The organism is Pseudomonadota bacterium, from assembly GCA_018817425.1.
Classification (GTDB): Bacteria; Desulfobacterota; Desulfobacteria; order Desulfobacterales; family RPRI01; genus RPRI01.
In genome coordinates, this window is record JAHITX010000126.1 from 1 (window position 1) to 23,590 (window position 23,590).

A 23,590-nucleotide genomic window follows, 5' to 3' on the forward strand; every position below is an offset into this window, starting at 1 on the left:
GATTTCTTTTTAAGAGATCTGGTTGAAGAAATGGGAATATCAGAATGATCTTATATCTTGTCATCTATAGTTGATGCGAAGCATTACAATATGGTTAATATTTCCGACAATCCGGGAAAAGATTATTCATGGTTAAGGCTGGCAGGCATTTTATTTATTTTTCTTATTGCCTATACCTGGGCACAGCCGTTCCGGGACATATACGGCCTTGAAACCCGTAATGCACTTATGGCCCGTGAAATGCTTGAAGACGGGATTAGTCTTATTCCAAAAGCACTGGGGCAACCTTATCCCGATTATCCACCTCTTTACTTCTGGCTTGAAACCCTTTTTTCGAATCCTTCGGGTCATATTACCACCTTAAGCGCAGTACTTCCAAGCGCCCTTTCGGCTATAGGTATTTTGGCACTTACATTTTTCTTTGGGCGTAGTATCAATATACGTACAGGCTGGCTTTCACTATTAGTACTTGCCACTATCCCTAAATTCTGGCTTGAAGCAAGCAGTGTTACAATTGATATGCTGCTTGCTTTTAATATCACTGCTGCCATTTTCTGTCTTTACTTCAGAGATAATAGCCAACATTTTAGGGGAAAAATTACTTATGCTATAAGTGCAGTTATTTTCCTGATATTTGCTTTTCTCACCAAAGGTCTCATAGGAATAGTTCTGCCGGGGATATCATGGGGTGGATATCTTCTCTGGGAGAGACGCTGGAAACATTTATTTTCCTTTGTTTTGTTTATGGCTTCTATTGGACTGCTTTGTATGGCAATTGAATTGTTTATCGTTTCCCATGCTGGAGGCAGACAACTGGTTGATGATGTTATAAGGATGCAGATCACGGGCAGAATAACAAGTAAAGCCAATAAATCAGTTTTTTATTACCCTTTACAGCTGCTTGAAATCGTAAGTGTCTGGTGGCTTTTTATTATTCCGGGATTATTTCGTTATGATGATAAAAAATCAGAAAAAAGCATCTTATACCGGTTTCGTCAAACGGTAACATCTCATTCGGCAAACCGCTTGGCAATTACATGGTTTGCAGGAACAGTTGCTGTTTTCTCACTTGCCAGCACAAAACATTCCCGATACCTTTTACCGCTCTATCCTGCGGCTGCTATTATTCTTGCTTCTTTAATAGAGGATATTATTATCAAAGGCTCCATACTCTATAAAAATATATTTCAAAATATTATAAACGCTCTAATTTTGGCAGTATTGCTGGCTGGTTTGGTTTTTTCCTGTTTATACAGACAATTGGTGTTTGTCCCTTTTGCATTCGTTTTTATCTGGTTGGCAGCAGGGATATTTTTGTGGTTTTTCATAAGAAGACGAATAATAGAGAAATATAGTTTGATTGCCTCAATACTGCTTCTTCTCATCGTGGGACTTTCCGGATCAAATCTTATGGTAATCCCGGCATTTTCCCATATGGCATCCGGCCGGGCTTTTATAGAAGCAGCAGAATCGAAGGTTGACCCAAAACTTCCGCTTGTACTTTATGGTATAAATAATGATGGCGATGGCGTAAAATTTGCTCTGTACAGCAACCGTAAACCATCTGCAATTCGTTTTGTAAACACTGCCGAAGAGTTAAATATGATTACAAAACCTTGCCTTTTAGTTTCTCGTCTTAATGATAATACAGAGCTTAAAAGTCTTTTATACGGGGAAAAATGCAATAAGATAGCAGAAGGGAAAATCTACTCGAAACAATTTGTCGCCTGCTTGCTCGGTTCAGGAGAATAGCCAATTTATGAATAAAGAAATAAAAAAATATACGATAGCGCTTATAGCCTTATATGTTTTATGCTATATACTGCCGCTTGGATACAGAGATTTGGTAATTCCTGATGAAACACGCTACGCCGAAATCGCCAGGGAGATGATTTCAGGAGGCGACTGGGTTGTTCCGCATTTAAACGGATTACGATACTTTGAAAAACCTGTTTTAGGATACTGGGCACATGCATTCTCTATCATGCTTTTCGGAGAAAACAATTTTGCTGTTCGTTTCCCTTCAGCGCTTGCAGTCGGACTTTCAGCATTGTTGATATATTTGCTTGTATTTAAAGTTTATCGTAAGGAAGATAAAAATAATTATTTACCGACTGTTCTTGCAGTACTTGTCTTTCTGACTTCTTTTGAAGTGTTGGGTCTGGGTAATACAGCTGTCCTCGATAGTATATTTGCTCTCTTTTTAACAGCTTCCATAGCCTTTTTTTTTATTGCTTCTGAAGAAAACCTTAAATCAGGAAGAGAAAAACTATTTTTATTGTTATCCGGAATATTTTGCGGACTTGCATTTCTTACCAAGGGATTTCTTGCCTTTGCCCTTCCCATAATGGTAATAGCACCTTATCTTGTCTGGCAAAAACGTTATAAAGATATATTACGCATGAGCTGGCTTCCTCTTCTTTTCGCAGTGCTTGTATCTTTGCCATGGAGCATTGCTATCTACTTAAGAGAACCGGATTTCTGGCACTATTTTGTCTGGACTGAACACATCCAGCGTTTTATGGCCAATAACGCCCAGCATAGTAAATCATTCTGGTTCTTCTGCCTTATTTCACCGGCAGCTTTATTGCCATGGACATTCTTAATTCCGGCAACCATTGCCGGAATTAGAATGCAAATAAAATTTCTTGACGCAAGCAGCCGGCTGGTAAGGTTTTCTATTTGTTGGCTTGTACTGCCTTTTTTGTTTTTTTCACTTTCAAAAGGCAAGCTTATAACTTATATTCTTCCCTGCTTTGCACCTTTTTCCGTTCTTATGGCGCTCGGCCTTTCGAATATGACTGAAAAGGTTAAAAACAGATCTTTTAAGTTCGGAGTAGTTTTTGCCGGTATGATATTTTCGCTGATACTTCTGGCTTTTATCTATATTCAACTTTTCGGCTATCATGATTTCTATCCTTATACCCAGCCATGGAAAATGCTAATGGCTGTTAACAGTCTTGTTTTTTTTATTTTATTTTGCGGCCTTTCTTTAAAAAGCCAAAATAGCAGATCCAGCGTTTTGCTTTTCGGGATAGCTCCGCTTCTGCTGTTTTTTTCAGCTCATTTCATTGTGCCTGATTTGACCTTAGAAAAGAAGGCACCCGGCACTCTTCTTGAAAGAAATAAACAGGCTCTCGGACAGGAATCTATAATCTTATCCGATTCAAGTACTGTTGGGGCAGTCTGCTGGTATATGAAGCGAAGTGATGTATACTTACTTGAAGGTGCCGGCGAACTTGATTATGGAATAAGTTGTGCAGATTCTGCGTTTAGATTGATAGATATTAAATCGGCTGTAAGTTTGATCAATGAAAATCGTGGCAAAACAGTGCTGGTATCCAAAATTAATAATATCCGCAAATGGAAAGATCGGCTTCCCGAACCTGTTTATCAAGATGATAACGGCTTTAACGGATTTGTGTTCCGGCGTTATTAAATATAAATAAATATCCCAAAAAATAAGGTTGCTTCATAAAAGATGTTGCTTAAAGTTTGGCGTAATTAACGAAGAAGAGTATTTCAAGAGTTTCACAGACAGCCTGAATCAGGAGTAAATAATCTCTGTACATACCAAATACAGCTTTTTTATTTTAATAGCTGGAATTATTTGTTTCAGTTCATTTCTTTCCGATGACTTTCTTGGGCTTGATGACAGATATGCAGTTTTTGCACAGGAAATGCTTCGTAACGGACCGACATTTTTTCCAACTACTTATGGAAAGCCTTATCCTGATTACCCTGCTACTGGGACATTAATGATATACCTTGCCTCACTGCCAGGAGGTCATGTTACACCTTTTACTGCGGCTATTCCAACAGCCATAGTATCGGCATTAATTCTGGTGCTCATATTTCGTATCGGGGCCATCCATTCACTGGAATGGGGACTTATTGGAGTTGGCTTTATTCTTCTTACCAAGACTTTTGTAAGTTTGTCTCGTTGTGTTTCGCCGGATCAATTTGTAAGCTTGGCTGCAGCATTAGGGTTTTATATAATCTATACGGCTGATGTGTTCGACAAAAAAAGGCGCCTGTTTTGGATACCGCTGATATTTGTCGGTGGTTTTTTGTTTCGTGGGCCCTTAGGATTAATAATCCCGGCAGCAGTGGTCTGCACATACTATCTGGTTGATAAAAAGATAAAATTCTTTTCTCTGATGTCTTTTGTTGCGTTGTTGGTGATGATTTTATGCTGTGCCGGACTTCTGGCAGCAGCAAGATATCAGGGTGGTGATATATTTATGCATGATGTTATAAGGATGCAGGCGATAGGCCGGTTATATGAAAAAAGCCACGGATTCCTGTATTATTTTACTGAAGGTCTTAATCAATATGCATTATGTTATCCTGTTGCTCTTATCGTCTTAATTATATTTTGGAAGAAGATATGGGAATATGAGAGGGATGAATACAGACTTTTGGCAAAGCTTGCGATATGGGCATTTATTGTGATAATCGGTTTGTCCTTTGCCTCAACCAAAAAAGAAAGATATATTTTGCCTGCTATGCCTGCATTGGCGCTTATTTCAGGATGGTTGATATACGGGGCAAAGGATGAAATCAGAGCGCTTAAGCTAAAACGGGGTTTTCTTAAGTTATGTAAATATTTTCCTGCTTTAGCGTGTTTATGTGTGGTAGCTATCGGATATTTTAATTTATTAAAATCGGACGTTGATTGGCATACGGCTTCAATATTAACCGGCATTATAGCTATAGTGGTGTGGGCGGCAGATAGACGCCTGAAAGGTTCACTAAATGAGCTTTTAAAAATTGGAGCCGGTGCGCTGACGTTATTAATTTTGATAACCAACATCTCAGAACCTTATGCCGTTAACACCAGAGGAAACCGTCCATTTGTGGAAAAAATCTCATCAATGCAAAAAAAGAGCCCGGCTAATATAGTATTTTATCAACTTAGGCGAGACAAGGAGGCACTATCATTACTCGCGATATATGAAGAGCCTGTTGAGCCGCTATTCATCTATAAAGCAGGAGAAATAACCTCATGTCCGGGCGGATCATATATTATTGCCACTGAGGAGGCTTTTAAACAACTGCCTGAGAAAGTAAAAACTCTTGTAACAACAGCATACAAAGGCAAATTCTACAAAGAAGATTGTTTGGTATTAATCAGGAAATTACAAGAATGAGAAGCCACCACTTTTTTATGAATTTCTTTTTGCAATGAAAGTATGAATGTAAGATTATTTTTTAATGTGAAACTAATATCTTTAAGGCATCATTATGAGAATTTTAATTGTCGATGACGAATATTCGCTGCTTAAACAATTACAGCAACTTTTTGAAAGTCAGCGTTACACAGTTGAAACGGCAACAGATGGCGAGGATGCGTTTGATAAGTTGTTCGCTACCTCTTTCGATTTGATTATTTTGGATATCATGATGCCTAAGGTCGATGGCCTGACTGTTTTGAAAGAGATTCGAAAAGCCGGAATCAAAACTCCGGTTCTGATGCTCACGGCTAAAGGAGATGTGGATGATAAGATCAAGGGGCTTGATCTTGGAGCAGATGACTATCTGCCAAAACCATTTTCTTCGGATGAACTGATGGCGCGTGTCCGCGCCCTTTTCAGGCGATCAGGCGGTCAGATTGAGTCGGTATTACAGGTTTATGATCTTAAGCTTGATACCGTTAGCCGGGATGTAACAAAAGACAAAAAGTTGCTTGAACTGACTCCCAGAGAATTTTCTATTTTAGAATTTCTTCTTTATAATAAAAACAGAGTAGTATCCAGATTCAGCCTGGCCGAACATGTTTGGGGAGATGATTTTGATCCTTTCAGCATGTCAAATTTTATGGATGTTCATATCAAAAATCTTCGGCATAAAATCGGTGACTCAATAATACAAACCATTCGTGGCGTTGGCTATATTATTAAGGATCAACAAGAATGACGGTTAAAAAAAGGATAATACTGTTTGTTGCGGGCACCGGTTTTATCACAAGCCTGTTGTTTTCCATTGTAGTGTTTTGTGAGCTTTTAGAACAGCCTTTTTCCCTTTTGGATAAAGAACTGAGAGAAGAAGCAGACAGGGCAAGCTTGATGATCTCTATGGGACAATCAGAATCGGCATTGCCGTCTGTGGGTTCGCCAAGCTATGAAAGTTATCCCTATTGGTTAAATATTTATAAGCAAGATTCCGGAATATTAATTTATGAGTCAAAGCTTGCAAAACTTATAAAACTTCCTTCGGTTAAACCAGGCTCCAAAGCTATTTTAAACGCCTTAAACCAGCCCGAAAACATTTCTTTGGAACAACATAAAAGAAAGCAAACAACCTTCCGTGTAAGATCTTTCATATTTAACTATTCTGGAATAGAGTATAAAGTACAAATCGCCCGCTCTATGTCAAAACTTAAAGATGAAATCAGGGAATTGGTTTTAGGTCTTGTTGCAGGACTTGTTTTTTCCAGCATTGCTTTAATTGTAATCAGCTATTTTGTTGCGGGAAAGATATTAAAACCGATTGGAGCCATGAGAGACTTAACACGGAATATAAGTGAAAAGAATCTTGATCAAAGAATTCCTGTAGGTCCCGAAAATGACGAATTCAATGAACTTGCAAACACTATTAACCTGATGCTTGACAGGCTGCAATATTCATTTGCAAGACAAAGAAATTTATTGTTTGATACGTCTCATGAAATGAAAACGCCGCTGTCTACGATGAGGCTGGCAATAGATGAAATTTGTACCGCAAACAGGGAAAACCTCCCCCCTATATTGCAGGAAAATCTCTTGCAATTAAACAATCAGGTTCTAAGGATGGAACAGCTGGTTAAAAACCTATTAAGCCTCTCATCTCTGGAAATGTTGGACCGCATCAAACCGGAAGAAGTGAACTTGAAAGATTTAATATTATCCCTTGCATCCGATTATCGATTTTTGACAGACGAACAAAACATCAAAATGGATATCCAATTTCCTGATAAACTTATTGTCAGTGGAGACGCTGACAAGCTGAACAGAGCTTTCTCAAATATATTTGATAATGCTATTAAGTATAACATTGTAGGTGGCAAAATCACTCTTGAAGGTAAGCAGGTTTTGGATGAGGTTATAATTACAATTACTAATACAGGTCCAGGAGTAGCTTCAAATGAAACTGAAAAAGTATTTGAACAATTTTACCGGGTGGAAAAATCCAGGTCTGCCAGATACGGTGGATCAGGACTGGGACTGGCCATAGTTAAACGTATAATAGAGCTTCATGGCGGAAATGCAAAAATGGAGAGCGTACAGGGTGAATGGACGCGGGTAACTGTTTATCTTCCATATGTATGAACTTAAATAGTAAAGAGAATAATTATATGAATATTACTGTTACTGGAATCAGACAATAGCCCGATTTCTTGCAGACCGGAAAATGCCGCAACAAAGCTATTGACTTTCCCCGGTATCATATATATTTTTTATAAAGTTTCAGTAAAGTTAGTGTTTGTGGGTTTAGAAAATAGCACCGATTCATGCAATAAAAGCCTCTTAGCCCTTTTTAATTATCGCAATTGGTATAATATAATCTGCTGATGTGGAATATAAAATGCTCAAATCATTTAAAACATTCAATTTTACTAAAAGCTGCAAATAACAATAATTTGATGGACGTATAAAAAGCTGGAGAACATTTTTTGTCATTCCGGCGTAATTGCTTTAATGGCGCTTTTTTAAATAACATGATAAATTTATATAAATAATATTTAAAACGAAGAGGGGTGAGATATGTACACAGAAACAGTGATGGATCACTTCAAAAAACCTAGAAATGTAGGAGAAATGAAAGATCCGGATGGAGTGGGAGAAATAGGCAATCCTGTCTGTGGCGATATGATGAATATATATATCAAGGTTAAAGATGATATAATCGAAGATATAAGTTTTCAGACATTTGGATGCGGAGCTGCAATTGCAGTTTCCAGCATGCTGACAGAAATGGCCAAAGGTAAAACCATAGAAGAAGCAAAAAAAATTACAAATAAATCTGTAGCTGAGGCACTTCAAGGCCTTCCTAAAAACAAGCTCCACTGTTCAAACCTTGGCGCAGATGCCCTCCAACTCGCCATAAAAGATTATGAAGACAGAAAAGCAGGAAAAGTAAGAGTTAAGCTGCCTATGGAAGATATTCATACACATGAAGAAGGTGAAGAATGCAAATGCCCGTATTGCAGTGGCGAGATTGATCCAAAACATGAGTTTTGCGATAATTGCGGACGAGAAATAAGCGATATTCATTAGAGCCACTTTCAAAACGTTTCAGTTTGGTCAAGCTCAAGGCGGGCGAAAATTTCAACCACAGGAATACATTTAGTATTTCGAGGATTGAAATTTGAGCCCAACGCTTAAGATCGGCCAAAATGGGGCGTTTTGAAACTGGCTCATTAATATTTTGTAAGGAGCATAATAGATGAAGGTAACAAATCTTGATTATATATCTGCCAACCCTCTTTCGCCTGAAGTTAAAGAAGCCATGATAGAAGCAATTAAAAAGGATTATGGCAATCCTTCAAGCACACACAGCTTTGGGGACGAAGCCAGAGATGCCATTGATAAGGCTCGTGAAAATGTTGCACTCTTAATAAACAGCCCTTCTCCTGATAATATAGTCTTTACTTCATCCGGAACGGAGTCAATTAATCATGCTATAAAAGGTGTGGCTTTTGCCCATGCAAAAAAGGGAAAACATATCATAACATCAAATATAGAACATAATTCTGTATTAAAATCCCTGCGCAGATTAACAAAATTAGGTTACACGGTAACCTCCGTTGAAGTTGACAAAAATGGTGTTGTGGATCCGGCGAATGTACAAAAGGCTATAACCGATCAGACCATACTGATATCAATAATGCATGGAAATAATGAGATTGGCACAATTCAGCCGATAAAGGAAATAGCCCGTATTGCACAAGAAAATAATGTGCTTTTTCATTCTGATTGTGTGGCCTCGGTTGGAGTAATACCAATTGATGTTCAGGAATCAGGAATAGATCTTATAAGCTTTGCCGCTAATCAATTCAACGGCCCTTCCGGAGTTGGAGGACTTTATATACGAAAAGGTGTAAGCCTCTTTCCTCTGATTGATGGGGGTGGCCAGGAAGGCAGCAGAAGAGCCGGTACGGAGAATTTAATAGGCATAATAGGTATGGGGGTAGCAGCAGAAATTGCTAACCGGGAAATGCAGTCCAGATTGGCCCATATGAAAAAGCTCAAAAATAAGCTTATAACCGGGTTGAAGGGAAATATTGGTGATATCATTATTAATGGACACCCTGAACTTTCTCTGCCAAACCTTGTATCGCTTTGTGTAAAATATATTGAGGGAGAGAGCATAGTCCTTATGCTTGATGAAGAAAAAATAGCAGTGTCCACCCGATCCGCCTGTGCATCAGGTTCTCTTAGAGCCTCACACGTTCTTCTTTCAATTGATATGGACTATGCCGATGCACAAGGAACCCTTATAATAACCTTTGGGAAAGATACCACAGAAGCTGAGATCGATCGTTTTGTCGATGTATTGAAAAAAGTTGTTGCTATATTAAGAGAAATGTCGCCTTTATATAAAAAGAACAAGATCTGAATTAATAACTATTTAAGGAATTATAACTATGAGTTGGGATTGGGAAAAACTTAAGAACCAGCAGGAAAGTAAACAAACTATTCCGCCACAAATGGAAAACTTTTTCAAAAAGTTTTCTGATAAAAAGATTCCCGGACTTCCGATAATTATCCTTGTTATCTTTGTTCTGTTTCTTGCCTCTTCTATGTTTTATACAATAGGGATTGATGAGGTAGGAATTGTGCAGCGGTTTGGAAAATACACAAAAACAACACAACCCGGGCTTAATTTCAAATTGCCGGCAGGCATAGAAAAAGTAACAAAATTAAAAATAAGACGCGTTTATAAAAAGGAGTTTGGATTCAGCTCAACAAGACCAGAGGGGAGACAGCTTTTTTCTTCTCCAACTGTAAACGAAAATATATCCCTGATGCTTACAGGAGATCTGAATGTAGCTCTTGCCCCCTGGATTGTTCATTACAGAATCAATGACCCTTATAATTTTTTATTTAAAATCAGAGAAGTTGATTCTCTGCTGTCAGATATGTCCGAAGCCGCAATGCGGCTTGTTATAGGAGACAGAAGTATAAATGAAGTCATAAGTAAGCGTGAAGAAATAGCTGATGAAGCAAAGATAGTTCTTCAGGCCGAACTTGATAAATCCGAAGCAGGAATAAGTATTGCAACAATCGAAATGGAAAAAACAAATGTGCCGGAACCTGTTCAGCCATCATTTAATGAAGTCAACCAGGCAGTTCAGGAAAAAGAAAAACTGATATATCAGGCAAAAGAAGAATATAATAAAGAATTGCCTAAAGCAAGAGGTGAAGCCGAAAGGACAATCAGGATAGCTGAAGGATACGCTCTGGACAGAGTAAACCGGGCAAAGGGCGATGCTTCAAGATTTGTTGCGCTTTACACTGAATATGTGAAAGCAAAAGATGTAACCCAAAGAAGGATGTATCTTGAAATGTTAAATGATCTTCTCCCGAAACTTGGAAACAAATACATAATAGACGCCGATCAGAAGAATCTTTTACCGTTTCTAAATCTTGCAAACCAAACAGGTGCCACAAAAAATGAAAAATAGAGCTATCACCATATTAATAGGTTGTATGATCGCAATTTTTGTTACATTAGGTTCCGCTTTTATCGTGGATGAAACAGAACAGGTAATTGTAACACAATTCGGAAAAGTAATCAGATCTCCTATAAAAGAACCTGGAATTTATTTTAAAATACCGTTTTTTCAGGAAGTAAATTATTTTCCTAAAAACCTCTTGCAGTGGGACGGCAAGCCAGGCCAGATACCAACTCTTGACAAAACATATCTATGGATTGATACATTTGCCCGCTGGAAAATAGTCGATCCTGTAAAATTTTTTCAGACCGTCACTAGTGTAAATAGTGCTCTTGGACGGCTTGACGATATAATAGATCCTGCCCTAAGAAATCTAATTACATCCTATAAACTTATTGAAACGGTACGCAGGAGCAACAGAGAGCTTGATACTTTTGAAGCGGGCATAGAAATTACGGAAAAAAAGACCAGACCATTATACAAAATTACTACCGGAAGAGAAGTTATTATGCAAGATATTCTCGAACAGGCACAACCTAAACTGGCTAAATTCGGCATTGAGCTGGTTGATGTTAAGATCAAACGCATTAATTATGTAAGGGAGGTCAGAGAATCCGTATATGGCCGAATGATTGCGGAACGAAAACAAATAGCTGAAAAATTCCGATCGGAAGGACATGGGGAAGCTCAAAAAATTATCGGAGAAAAAGAGCGTGACTTAAAACAAATAACCTCAGAAGCATATAAAAAGGCACAGGAACTTAAAGGCGAGGCTGATGCACAAGCAACCAAGATATACGCTAAAGCATTCGGTGCTGATCCGGCTTTCTATTCTTTTGTAAAAACCCTTGAGGTTTATAACGAATCATTGGGCAAAGACAGCTCACTTGTGCTTACAACTGATTCTGAATTATTTAAATATCTTAAAGGATATCAAAAATAATTTTACTGTAGAGCCACTTTCAAAACGTTTCAGTTTGGTCAAGCTCAAGGCGAGAGAAAATTTAAACCACAGGAATACATTTTTAGTATTTCGGGGATTGAAATTTAAGCAACCAACGCTTAAGATCAGCCAAAATGGGGTGTTTTAAAACAGGCTCTGTAGCCTGGTTTTAAATTTATTCACAGCAAGTCGAAAAAGACTTTATATAAGCCCATATAAAAAAGCGCCTACATAAAAAATAACAGGCGCTTTTTTATATTAAACACTAAATATATTAAACACTAAATAAGAGACCGCAGGTAGCTTTATTTACCTTTTCTTCTCTGATGCCGCGTACGGGCTAAAAGCTTTTTATGCTTATGCCTTCTCATTTTTTTCCTTCGCTTTTTTATTACGCTACCCAACAGATCACCTCCTATATAATTGTAATTTTATCTAAAACCAATAATTTTATTATATAAAGAAAATTCACAGAACTTTCAATCTATTTTTTTAAATTTTTTAAATAAATCAGCTAACAACCAGCAAAATAATTTCATTGAATATTACCATTTTAATATAACGAGAACTAACTAACACTATTATTTAATCTTTGTCCATATCTTTTTATTATCAAATATAAAGTTTATTATTAAGCTTTCACGAAATTCGCTTAAAGTTTTTTGGAAAGCCTTTTGAATCGCAGTTGCCAGTTACGTACCCAATTTATAAAAATCCAATAATATGAGATAATGTTAAAAATATTTATTTGATTTTAATGTATAAATCATTAATAACATAATTATGAATTATATCGAAAAACTTTCAAAATTTAACCCAAGACAGATTAAAACTGTAAACGAGGCTGCTGAAATATCCGAAGAGCTTGTAAGCGAATATTATAAATTATCCACCAGCCAATGGCTTAGAAAACGCTACGATATAAAGACGCTTGCAAATCTTTCAACAGAGGAAATTGTTGTCGGCCCTTTCGCTCAGATAATAAAATATAAAGCTCAACCAAAAAATTCATCTCTTAGCTCATCAACATATGATTTTTACAAAATCTGTCTTCAGGACAATTCCATACTTTCTGTTGTAAAAAAATCACCACAATTAAAGCTTTATCCTTTTTTACTGTATATAATCACACACGAACTTGTCCATATCGTAAGGTTCAGTGAATATCTCCAAAATTTCAGCGCTTCCTATGAAGAGAAGATGGCTGAAGAAACAAGAGTTCATTACAATACCCATGAAATACTTAAATCCATCAAACTGATCGGACTTTCAAGTGTTTTTAAATTTTATGACAAATGGCGTATTCCTCTTGATGAACTGCAAGATGAACCTCAAGATTAATCTTAATAAAAAGCTTTATAAATTAGTTAATTATATAATCTATAAAAAACATATTCATTTTCTTGACAACCACACAATACTGACTATATTAACCGTATTAATTTATATCAAAAATAAAACTTTTGTCTTTTTACGAACAAAATATCGGTAAGGAGGAATATTGATATGCCCATTTATGAATACGAATGCACAAAATGTGGCACAATTGAAGAAGTTATCCAGAAATTTTCGGATAAACCACTATCCAAATGCAAATCTTGCTCTGGCAAACTTCATAAACTTATGTCAAACACTACCTTCCAGCTTAAGGGAAGCGGTTGGTATGCAACTGACTATGCCGGCAAATCGCAAGGTTCTGCACCTCCTCCCCCAAAGACCGAAAAAATCTCTGATTCCAAGAAAGCCGATAGCAGCCCTAAAACAAAAACAGAATAGTCTATCTCTAAAAAGGAAGTTGTTTATATCAACAGTTTTTTATAACAATGTTTTTATTAATTCATCGATATATATTAAGAAAGTACTAAACCATCCCTTTACAAACAGAAAAGTATGCTTATAGTCATAAAAAATATTTATTTATTCTGAAAGTCACATTTAAACACAAATGAATTTATTTTTTGAAGGGGGGTGGCTTAAAGATAAAAAATATTTAGTCCGTTTTTGGTCAATTTGATTATTAAATCAGGCAGTTTCTATAAATAATAATAAGTTATAATTCGTAAAATAAAAAGGAGAACTGAAACCATGAAGCTTAAACCATTACATGATCGAATTTTGGTACAGCGTGTTGAAGAACTTGCAACCACTAAGGGAGGAATTATTATTCCGGACACAGCCAAAGAAAAACCGGCTGAGGGTAAAGTTATAGCAGTTGGCAATGGAAAAATCGGTGAAGACGGCAAAAAGATTCCTCTTGAAATTAAAAAGGGAGATACAATTCTGTTCGGTAAATATTCCGGCACTGAGGTAAAAATAGAAGGAGATGAATACCTTATCATGCGCGAAGATGATGTGCTGGGTATAATTGAGTAATTTAAATGGCTATAAACATATAAACGGAGGATAGAACGATATGGCTAAAATTATTAAGTATAATATGAAAGCCCGTGAAGCTATGCTAAAGGGCGTACAGACTCTTGCCGATGCGGTGGTTGTAACTCTCGGTCCAAAAGGAAGAAATGTTGTTATTGATAAATCATGGGGTTCACCTACAATTACAAAAGACGGCGTTACCGTAGCCAAGGAAATAGAACTTGAAGACAAGTTTGAAAATATGGGCGCCCAGATGGTGAAAGAAGTCGCAAGTAAAACAAGTGATATGGCTGGTGACGGAACAACAACTGCTACTGTCCTGGCAAGAGCTATTTACGAAGAAGGACAAAAGCTTGTTGCAGCCGGAAATAATCCGATGTCGATCAAACGTGGTATCGATAAGGCTATCGAAGTTGCGGTGAAAGAACTCCATAAGATGAGTAAACCGACCAAGGATCAGCGTGAAATAGCACAGGTCGGCACAATATCTGCTAATAACGATGAAACCATAGGCAATATAATTGCCGAGGCAATGAATAAAGTTGGGAAAGAGGGAGTAATCACTGTTGAAGAAGCCAAAAGCATGGATACAACCCTTGATATCGTTGAAGGAATGCAGTTTGATCGCGGATATCTTTCTCCTTATTTTGTTACTGACCCTGAAAAAATGACCGTATCGCTAGATGACGTATATATTCTCATCAATGAGACAAAAGTAAGCAATATGAAAGACCTTCTTCCCATTCTTGAGAAAATAGCAAAAATGGGCAAACCGCTTCTTATTATTGCTGAAGATGTTGACGGTGAAGCACTGGCAACCCTTGTAGTAAATAAGTTGCGAGGCACATTGAAAGTTGCCGCTGTAAAAGCACCCGGATTCGGTGACAGAAGAAAAGCAATGTTAGAAGATATTGCTATCCTTACTGGTGGACAAGTTGTTTCCGAAGATATCGGTGTCAAATTAGAAAGTATCGGTCTTGAAGATCTTGGAAAAGCAAAACGGATTGTAATAGACAAAGATAATACTACAGTAATAGACGGCGCCGGCTCACGATCCGCTTTGGAAGGCCGTGTAAAACAAATACGCGCCCAAATTGAGGAGACCACATCTGATTATGATCGTGAAAAACTTCAGGAACGTCTTGCAAAACTGATCGGTGGTGTAGCCGTAATTAATGTTGGGGCTGCAACAGAAACCGAAATGAAAGAGAAAAAAGCCCGCGTTGAAGATGCACTAAACGCAACTCGTGCTGCCGTTGAAGAAGGTATCGTTCCTGGTGGAGGAGTAGCTTTGGTTCGCTGCCTTGACGCTCTGGATAAAATTAAGATCAAATCTGATCAAAAACTTGGCGTTAAAGTTGTTATGCGTGCAATTGAAGAACCTTTAAGGCAGATCGCAAATAATGCAGGTGCTGAAGGATCAGTAGTAATTGATCAGGTAAAGAAAAGCGAAGGCTCTGTTGGATATAACGCCGACACAGATACTTATGAAGATCTTATTGCGGCAGGAGTTATAGATCCTACAAAAGTGGTACGCTTTGCGCTTCAGAATGCAGGAAGTGTTGCCTCTCTTATGCTCACAACAGAAGCCATGATTGCTGACAAACCCGATCCCAAGGGTGATGGCGGAATGCCAGGCGGAATGCCAGGTGGCATGGGTGGTATGGGCGGCATGGGCGGCATGGGCGGCATGATGTAGTTTCATAAAACCTATTATAAACTATAAAGCTCCTGTGTTTTTTTAAATTCACAGGAGCTTTTCTCATTTTCACAAACGCTATAATCGCACATAGCAAGACAGGCATTTATTTTTAATGCCTGTCTCTTACCATAATCAAACAACATATTGATAATATACTTGACAAACAAGTATATTCAAATTAATAATTATCAATAATGTCAGCTAAAAACCTTAATAATTAAATTGCAGTCCACCTAATATTAATCTCTAATCTGCAAAACATATAGAGGTGATTTATGCGCAATATTTTAAAATACAATTTTTTTATTACAATTACTTGCATACTAACCTCAATGATAGTTATACCTGCCTCACTCTATGCTATCGAAAACCAAGTAACACTTGAACATGAAATCGGTGTTTACTACACAATACAAAGGGGAGATACCCTGTGGGATATCTCGGATAAATATTTTGATTCTCCCTGGGTATGGCCGGAACTCTGGAAACAAAACAAGTATATTAAAAACCCTCATTTTATTGAACCTGGCGACATGCTGCGTCTTTTCTATAATAGGGAATCAGATTTAATTATTGATGAAGACCAAACACCGGAAGATAGCAATTCACAGTCTGAAAATACCTGTGAAAAGGATATATTATACTTTAATTATCCGGCTATAGACAGTGTTGGATTTATAAAAAAAGAACCGGTCTTACCCAATGGTTCAGTATTTAAAGCAAAAGATGATAAAGTAGTAATCAGCGAAGGGGATCTCATATATATAAAAAATGAGAATAACTCCAATTTTGTACCTGATTCCAAATATACGGTTTACCGAACCTTTGAACCCTTACCAGACAGTACGCCAGGCTCAGCAGGAAAGCAGCATTACCTCACCGGCATAGTGGAAATCAAGACAGTTGAACCTCTTTATGTTATTGCAGAAGTATTAAAATCTTTCAGAGAAATTGCCATCAATGATTTATTGATGCCTTATGAACCAAGATCTCCCAAAATACCCATAATTGAGAGTAATAAAGGAATTGAATGCAGTATTTTAGTCCCGGAAGAAGCAAAAGAACTAATCGGTGATAATACGATAGTTTTTATAGACAAAGGTGAAAAAGACGGAATAAAGCCGGGGCAGTTTTATCATATATATTACAGAGAAAAGAAAAATGTTTCTCCTGATAGTTTAGTATCAACATATCTTGCTCCGGTTGATTTTGGTAAGTTGTTTGTTCTTATTTCAGAACAAACAACAGCATCAGCTGTTATTACAAGATCCGATAGAGAAATATTTACTGGAGCATCGGTTAGATATCCTGTAAAATAATTTATTATCTGCCTCAGAAGTTATGTAAAAATACCCCATGGCTTTAAGGGTTTATACCCCATCCGAAGAGGGTTAGAAAACAAAGGACGATGAATTCACAGGCAAAGAGGAGCATAAACCAAAGTTGTCCGGCGTAGAAAGATTTATCACAAACTCAGAAGCTAAAGTAATCTTTCTCCTTTGATATATTATTAATTAATTTTATCAAACTGAAGAAGACAGTGGTTATTCTATCGAAAACGAAGACGTACCGCTTTCCTCATCAATAATACAATAAAATTCTCTTCTTCCGGCTATGCTATCAAGATTTATCGTATCCGGTGTTCCGCCATCACTGTACAACGTAGCTTCTATACGAACAAAACCATCACTACTATTATCTTCAATAAGCGCCTTTGTATTTGGAGAAAGAATTAAAACAGGATCCCTGGAAGCTCCATCAGTAGCTGTTTTTTCACCAATACGAACTCCGTCTTCCGGATTATGAGAATAATCAACATCATCATAAGACACTATACTATCCATTACGGCAGTTAGCAATTGCCTGCCGTCGCCTAATGCCGCAGAATCGTAGGCTTTCGCCCTGCTACTTACGAACATATCAGAAGCAATTACCACAAGAATGCCTATGATTGCCATGATAACCATAAGTTCCATCAAAGTAAAGCCTTTGTTTTCTTTTAATTTATTAAGGCCTAATATAAGTTCTTCTTTCATATGCCTCTCCTTATATGTCAACTTCCGGCTTTTTGCCATTTCCCATCGATATTTACATAAGCTATATCTTTTTTATCGGGATATTGCAGATTACCGAAACCCAAGATTCCATTTTTATCTTTCCACACAAGGTATTTTTTGCTCTGCTCTGAAGCTGTAACATCAAGGTTTCTTTTATTCCCGAAACTTTTTTCATCAGATACTAAAGTTTTTTTAGTTGTTGAAGATCTCTTCACATCATAACATTTTCCATCACTATATATTGAGATTCTTGCAATATGCGGATACTGAACATTGCCAAAACCTCTAACTCCCTTACCATCTTTCCAGACAAGATGTTTACGGCTAATTGTATTTTCAAAACCCATCACATTTTCAGTTTCCTTAATAAGTGAAAACTGAGGTTCGATCAGCTGAGCAGATATTATTTTTTCTTCTTTTTTAGAAACCGCTGCAGCAAGTCTGGAAACAAGATCAGAAATATCGGAAGATGCAACTTTTTTAGATGTCGAAGCTGCGGCTTTTGACGATGCAATAAAAACTTTCTTTCCTGATACTGGTTTAAGGTTTTTATCTATCGATGCAACCAACGTTTTGCCTCCAACAATCAAACTTTTACTTAGCTTAAAATTATTCTTGCCGGGAACATATTCCCATATCACATCTTCAATAAAAGCCTTATTAGCAATATATTTAGGATAAAGATCGCTTAGAGATGCAGGATACTTCTTATTATCAACATAATATCTTTCAATGCTTCGACCCATTTTACTAAGCCCTGCTATCGGACTTTTATTGGCAATATCAACAATCCTAGCATATTCCTTTTCATTCCATTTCTTTATTTGTTCTTCTTTAGAACGATCTTTATAAGAAAAGTAACCAACTGCAATAAGGATAGCCAGTATGCACATTATGATATATTTTTTATTCATATCCCCTCAAGCACTTAATCACTTATTACTATTCATATACCACTTATCACTATTTATAACAGTATTGAAATAAAGGATAATATGAATGTAATATAATTTCAAGTATTTTTTATATTAGAGCAATTGTATATATATGAGTAAATCCAAAACTAACATTTTTACGGTCGAAAATTCCCAACTGCATATAACAGGCATCCTCAATTTACTTTTTCTTCCGGCGGGAGAGAAAAAAACCGTTCCCGCCGGCTTACAGGGCATTGAAGAAGATTATTGTATTAACGGCCTGATTTACTCCAGCCTTTATTGGCTTTAATATTTATAACAAAGTTTTTATTTTCCTCTTTAATATAACTTACAGATACCTCACTATTATTTGAGATATTGTATTTCTCAAGCATTGCATCCATTATAGATGCATGCCTGAAGTAATAATAGTTTGCGCCAATTTTTATTGCATTATCTTCTGAATTGATTTCATCAATAATGCCGGTTATTGACTCCGCATCCCCAGCAGTAATAATAGCATTTCCATACCCGTAGCTTAATGAGATAACAAACACAATCAATGAAATTATTATTAATACTTTTCTGCTGTTCATAATACTCCCCTTTATTAATTGGTTATAATTCTTTCCAGTAAAAAGGAATCATTGAGCCAGGCATATCAACTTCAGGCAAAGGATATATTCTTCCACCTACGGATATGAAACCCGCCGCTTTACCTTGCCTGATTACAATAGAAACCCCGGAAGGTAAATGCTCACCAATGCTAAGATATCTGTCAAGCCTAGTATAGTTTTTCTTATCTCCATCCTCTTTGTCAATGATACCATCATCATTAATATCAGTATCATTATCCGTAAAGAAATTATATACTGCGTTTCCTGTACAGTAATTAACCGCAAATGTCCTGGCGTTACCTTTGTATTCACATGGATTATCGTTGATGGCATTTGGTTGATAAGTAGGCGCATATACTACTTTGGCAAATAATGTAACCGGATCTATACATTTTTCACCGTCATGATCATTTTGGTTAACAAAATCTTCGTCATTATCTACAGAAGCACAGACATCCAGTTCGGAGAACAAAAGATACCAGCCTTTTTCTTTTTCTCTGAGAAAATTTTTGATATTGGCCTTTGTCTGCGAACTTTTTATAGGATCAGTGTCAAACAACAAAAGATCAGGCTCCATAGCCCCGCATGTTACGTTAAGAAGATCTTTTTCAGTAAAAAACTCGCTATTTTCAGCATATGACCCTTGGTTCGTATTGTAGTATGCATGCGCATCGTAAAAAGCATAAAGTCCGTTTTTAACCGGTTCACATCCAGTTGATGATTTTGTAAAACCTATAAAAGTTGGATGTTCTCTATCACCGGTTCCCATATAAAGAACAGGTACATCGGTAAAACAGTTTCCTGCAGATGATACTTCGGGACTGTAAAAAGTTTTTCTGGGATTACATATATCCGCACCCAACGCCGGATCAAATTTAATACTTGCTAAGTCGGGATGATCATCGCCAGTTGACCATGTGGAAAATTGTTCCTTATAGTAATAATCGGAGCGTTGATCAGTCATGGGATTCATTTTGAATATAAGATTCAATTCAAAGTCTGACGTGTTGCTGTTATAAGAAAGTTTCCAAACCTGTCCGTATATGTCCGCCATATAGGCTGCAGAAAATACTCCCTTGGGACCGGTTACAACATTCGGATCTGCCGGGAAACAGTATTTCATCTGGGGTTCAAGAGTGCTATCGTATACGAATTGTTTTGCTATACTTCCGTCAGCAATGTTCAGAATATATATGCCACGTCCGGTATCATCTTTAAAAGTTGAAGTCAGCTCAAAATTTCTCGTAAGATCTGACCTGTCTTCTTTATCCGAATCATATCCTCCGGGTATAAGAAGATAACTTGCATACGTACCTAAACCTGTATCCAATTTAATATGCTTGGGTGTGGCAAAACTTAAGCCCAATTCTGGCAGATTACTATTAGTTACCTTCCACTTGACTGTCCAGTCGCCCGCTGTCTTACTGGATACATCCAGGGCATAATATGCCTTTCCACCCCGCCTTAAACCGAAAACCAAAAGTTTTTTATTATCACTTCCATCTTTATATTCCAGCAGCATCGGAGAACCATCCACAGTATATACTTTTTGGCTGTCAGATTTGCTTGGATCAAAGTTTTTTAATTTTGTTATTACTTCTGTAGGCATAAAAGCAAAAACTTCATCTCCGCTATCATTATCAAATATGTGCAGCATGCCATCATTTGCACCTACAGCAATATAGCGTTTTTCAAGAATACCACCTGAATCCAGATAATCGATAATCTTTGGGCTTGAATGTATAATCGGTCCAAGGGGCCATCTTTTTGAAACCGGAGATCCTAATTCAAGAGGATCTCCTCCGGCATCCAGGGCTGTGGCTGCTGTATGGGAATCATAAGTATAACCATAAATAAAGTTTACAATATCATACACATCAGCATCCTGTGGCACTCCAAGTTCTGCTTTTGTAAGAGTATCCGTCCCAACTTTAACAAGATTTAATGAGCCGTCACATTTGTAAATATTTCTAAAAGTTGCATTAGTTGTCGTTAGTTTTCCGGAAGTATATGGTATTTTATTGTAAAGAACCTGGGCTACTCCGCCTTTTTCAACATCACCTCCGTCAAAACTGCTTGACCAGAAAGATGTTGTTTCCGGAATCATTTCACCAACACATGTTGTCGCTGATTTATTTGTTTTATCAACTACATACCATTCAGCATCATTTTCGCAATCAGGTTTTTCCCCATAAAGCAGTCCGTATTTTTTAATATTTCCTGTCCAGTAAAGACTCTCGTTCGGCTTAAAAAGAGCCATATAAAGTCTGTCACCGGACTGAACCCTGTTTGTTTCATCCACAGAAACAACCGGGGCAGTATATGAAGTATATTCCGCTATAAGAATCCCCAATGCATAAAAAGCATTAACAAGCTGGGACTTTGAATATGCCGTAAGGTACACGCCATTAGACAGTTCCGAAGCATGTTTTAACATTGATGATTCGGTGCTGAAACCAATATTGTGAACAACAATATTATCTGCGGAACGCTCTCTTTCATCTTCGGGAATCGGTGAATAATCCAAAAATCTATGAGAATACATAAATCCAGCTATATCATCATAATAATCAGGATCAGGAGTAGGATTTTGATAAGGATCCTGGGTATAATGATATTGAGTGTCTTCGGCATTATCAAGCTCAGCATAATTTGTAACTGATGAATTCCAGTCAACCCCTAAAGTATCATTATCCGCATAGCCATCTGAAATTGTAATTACAAAGTTCTGGTTGCAACTCCTTTGAATCAGGTCAGATCTGGTATTGAATTCTTGCAGGACAAGATCCAATGACTCTGCGATATTTGAAGGGCCTGATGCGCTAAAATGCAGCAAATTATTAATAACTCCCTGTCTCTGCTCATCATCATTAAAACTCGGATTCATTGCAGGAGTTCCGTGTGATTCGCCAAATGCCTGAACCCCCCAGTTAACCTTTCCTCGTGTTGCTTCGACAACATTAATAATTGCGTCAATAGTTGCTTCAAGCCTTGTGAAAAATTTATAATCGGTCTTTGATTGGTATTGATATGAATCTATTTTCCAACCTGTGGATACAGTATCAGGATCAGAATCGGTAATGAAGCGAACAAGAACCTGTTTGCCCGTTATCCAGCCTGTCCAGCCGTCTGCCGGCATGGAAGTAATAATAATAGCCGGGTCTCCACTTGTTCCGCTTTCATCATAGAGCTCTATCTTGTCACCTGCTGCAAGAGAAAGGCTTTCAAAATGAACTTTGATTTTTGATGCTTCTCCGTTATAGATAATATTATTGGTATCCCTATCCTGTAAGGAATCGTAAGCAGGAAAATAATTTCCATCATAATCTTTGGGCGGAACCAGGTAAAAATCAACAACCGGAGTATAAAACTCGGCAGGGTAAGTGCAGTATGTCCATGCCTCATAGTCTTTATTCTGATTGGTTGTTATCCACAGGTTATAGACCGTTTGCATATTAATCCAGTTGCCGGTAATAAAGAAATAGTCTTTTGCCTTTCCGTCATCAGTGGCAGCCAGATTAACATCTGAAGTATATGAAGACGCAGGGTTTGTTGCCGCCAAGCTGCTATTTCCTCCGGATTTGTAAAAATAACCGCTGAAGGTATATCCGGGAGCCCTGATAAGGCCGGCAAATCCTTTATCTACTCTTGATCCGTCAGGATTTTCCTGCCAGTCATGAAGTTTCTTTTCCTGATTATTCGGCAGCGGTTCTCCATCAAAAGTAACCATCACTTCCCCTGTTGTCGAATCCACTACGGTGCTCACACGCCCCTCATATCCTGCCTCTCCAGGATGCTTTCCATTTATATCTTTGAGTTCTCCTGCTGCTGTGATATACGTTTTTGTATCTGCCAACCCGTCACCATACCATAAATAAGACGGATCGGCAGCATCACCCGTAATTCCGTTTGCAAAACCTATATTGCCGTTTAAAAGATATATTTTAGTTCTGTCAAAAGCGTTTGAATCATTATAATACGCAGAACCGGTTCCGCTTCCTCCGGCAACAGGGTCCCATGCAGCTTTCCAGTCGCAGGCTCCTCCATCACAAAGCTCGCATATATATTTGTAGAATTGATGATAATCTATATCATTATCATAAACACCAAAAGCCATACTATCGGAATTATCCACAAGAATAGTTACATTATGCCTGACTTTCGGCCGGTAAATATCTGTGTCGTCTGCAAAAGCAAGCATACTTGCTGCCGACAGAAATATAGCTATAGCAAGACCTAAATAAATATATGGTCTTGTTTTCATCTTTCCACTTGATTTAACCACAGAGTTTCTGATTGGTTTCATAATTCCTCCTTTACA

General features: G+C 37.5%; 19 protein-coding genes. 14 read left to right on the top strand and 5 right to left on the bottom strand.

Annotated features, from left to right (window positions below):
• Positions 1-57: 57 nt before the first annotated feature.
• The 9 genes from KKC46_20855 (at position 58) to hflC (ending at position 11,603) form a co-directional block, all read left to right on the top strand.
• Positions 58-1,752, top strand: coding sequence for a glycosyltransferase family 39 protein (locus KKC46_20855; protein MBU1056251.1), 1,695 nt, complete (start codon positions 58-60; stop codon positions 1,750-1,752).
• A 7-nt stretch (positions 1,753-1,759) separates the two neighbouring features.
• Positions 1,760-3,439, top strand: coding sequence for a phospholipid carrier-dependent glycosyltransferase (locus KKC46_20860; GenBank protein MBU1056252.1), 1,680 nt, complete (start codon positions 1,760-1,762; stop codon positions 3,437-3,439).
• Positions 3,440-3,680: 241 nt separating this feature from the next.
• The gene (locus KKC46_20865; GenBank protein MBU1056253.1) at positions 3,681-5,153 is read left to right on the top strand and encodes a glycosyltransferase family 39 protein; all 1,473 of its coding nucleotides are present in this window, start codon (positions 3,681-3,683) and stop codon (positions 5,151-5,153) included.
• Between the two features lie 94 nt (positions 5,154-5,247).
• Entirely contained in the window at positions 5,248-5,919 is a 672-nt protein-coding gene (locus tag KKC46_20870; protein ID MBU1056254.1) for a response regulator transcription factor, read from the top strand.
• Positions 5,916-7,310: a HAMP domain-containing histidine kinase gene (locus KKC46_20875; protein ID MBU1056255.1), complete on the top strand. Its 1,395-nt coding sequence runs from the start codon at positions 5,916-5,918 to the stop codon at positions 7,308-7,310. The genes KKC46_20870 and KKC46_20875 overlap by 4 nt, the downstream gene beginning before the upstream one ends.
• A 435-nt stretch (positions 7,311-7,745) precedes the next feature.
• The gene (gene nifU, locus KKC46_20880) at positions 7,746-8,258 is read left to right on the top strand and encodes a Fe-S cluster assembly scaffold protein NifU (GenBank protein ID MBU1056256.1); all 513 of its coding nucleotides are present in this window, start codon (positions 7,746-7,748) and stop codon (positions 8,256-8,258) included.
• A 169-nt stretch (positions 8,259-8,427) separates the two neighbouring features.
• Positions 8,428-9,600, top strand: coding sequence for a cysteine desulfurase (locus KKC46_20885; protein ID MBU1056257.1), 1,173 nt, complete (start codon positions 8,428-8,430; stop codon positions 9,598-9,600).
• A 28-nt stretch (positions 9,601-9,628) separates the two neighbouring features.
• A complete protein-coding gene (gene hflK, locus KKC46_20890) occupies positions 9,629-10,669 on the top strand; it encodes an FtsH protease activity modulator HflK (protein ID MBU1056258.1) in 1,041 nt (346 codons plus the stop codon).
• Complete coding sequence (gene hflC / locus KKC46_20895) at positions 10,659-11,603, top strand: protease modulator HflC (GenBank protein ID MBU1056259.1); 945 nt, start codon at positions 10,659-10,661, stop codon at positions 11,601-11,603. Before hflK ends, hflC begins: the two co-directional genes overlap by 11 nt.
• 305 nt (positions 11,604-11,908) lie before the next feature.
• Here the strand turns inward: hflC and KKC46_20900 are convergent, their stop codons facing one another.
• The gene (locus KKC46_20900) at positions 11,909-12,007 is read right to left on the bottom strand and encodes an AURKAIP1/COX24 domain-containing protein (GenBank protein MBU1056260.1); all 99 of its coding nucleotides are present in this window, start codon (positions 12,005-12,007) and stop codon (positions 11,909-11,911) included.
• Between the two features lie 379 nt (positions 12,008-12,386).
• Here KKC46_20900 and KKC46_20905 point away from each other — a divergent pair, with 379 nt between their 5' ends.
• From KKC46_20905 to KKC46_20925, 5 genes are all read left to right on the top strand, one after another.
• Entirely contained in the window at positions 12,387-12,944 is a 558-nt protein-coding gene (locus KKC46_20905) for a hypothetical protein (protein ID MBU1056261.1), read from the top strand.
• Positions 12,945-13,109: 165 nt separating this feature from the next.
• A complete protein-coding gene (locus tag KKC46_20910) occupies positions 13,110-13,379 on the top strand; it encodes a zinc ribbon domain-containing protein (protein ID MBU1056262.1) in 270 nt (89 codons plus the stop codon).
• A gap of 309 nt (positions 13,380-13,688) precedes the next feature.
• On the top strand, positions 13,689-13,976 hold the full coding sequence (groES, locus tag KKC46_20915; GenBank protein MBU1056263.1) for a co-chaperone GroES: 288 nt from the start codon (positions 13,689-13,691) through the stop codon (positions 13,974-13,976).
• 40 nt (positions 13,977-14,016) lie between these two features.
• Positions 14,017-15,675 (top strand): chaperonin GroEL, encoded by a 1,659-nt coding sequence (gene groL, locus KKC46_20920; protein MBU1056264.1) that lies wholly within the window; start codon positions 14,017-14,019, stop codon positions 15,673-15,675.
• Between the two features lie 278 nt (positions 15,676-15,953).
• A complete protein-coding gene (locus KKC46_20925) occupies positions 15,954-16,997 on the top strand; it encodes a LysM peptidoglycan-binding domain-containing protein (protein MBU1056265.1) in 1,044 nt (347 codons plus the stop codon).
• A 225-nt stretch (positions 16,998-17,222) separates the two neighbouring features.
• On the opposite strand, the gene KKC46_20930 is transcribed toward KKC46_20925, so the two are convergent.
• The 4 genes from KKC46_20930 to KKC46_20945 all read right to left on the bottom strand — a co-directional run bounded on the left by KKC46_20930 (position 17,223) and on the right by KKC46_20945 (position 23,575).
• On the bottom strand, positions 17,223-17,714 hold the full coding sequence (locus tag KKC46_20930) for a prepilin-type N-terminal cleavage/methylation domain-containing protein (protein ID MBU1056266.1): 492 nt from the start codon (positions 17,712-17,714) through the stop codon (positions 17,223-17,225).
• A gap of 17 nt (positions 17,715-17,731) precedes the next feature.
• Positions 17,732-18,649, bottom strand: coding sequence for a hypothetical protein (locus tag KKC46_20935; GenBank protein ID MBU1056267.1), 918 nt, complete (start codon positions 18,647-18,649; stop codon positions 17,732-17,734).
• 275 nt (positions 18,650-18,924) lie between these two features.
• Positions 18,925-19,248, bottom strand: a complete 324-nt coding sequence (locus KKC46_20940) for a hypothetical protein (GenBank protein ID MBU1056268.1) — start codon at positions 19,246-19,248, stop codon at positions 18,925-18,927.
• Positions 19,249-19,270: 22 nt separating this feature from the next.
• The gene (locus KKC46_20945) at positions 19,271-23,575 is read right to left on the bottom strand and encodes a hypothetical protein (protein MBU1056269.1); all 4,305 of its coding nucleotides are present in this window, start codon (positions 23,573-23,575) and stop codon (positions 19,271-19,273) included.
• Positions 23,576-23,590 lie beyond the last annotated feature (15 nt).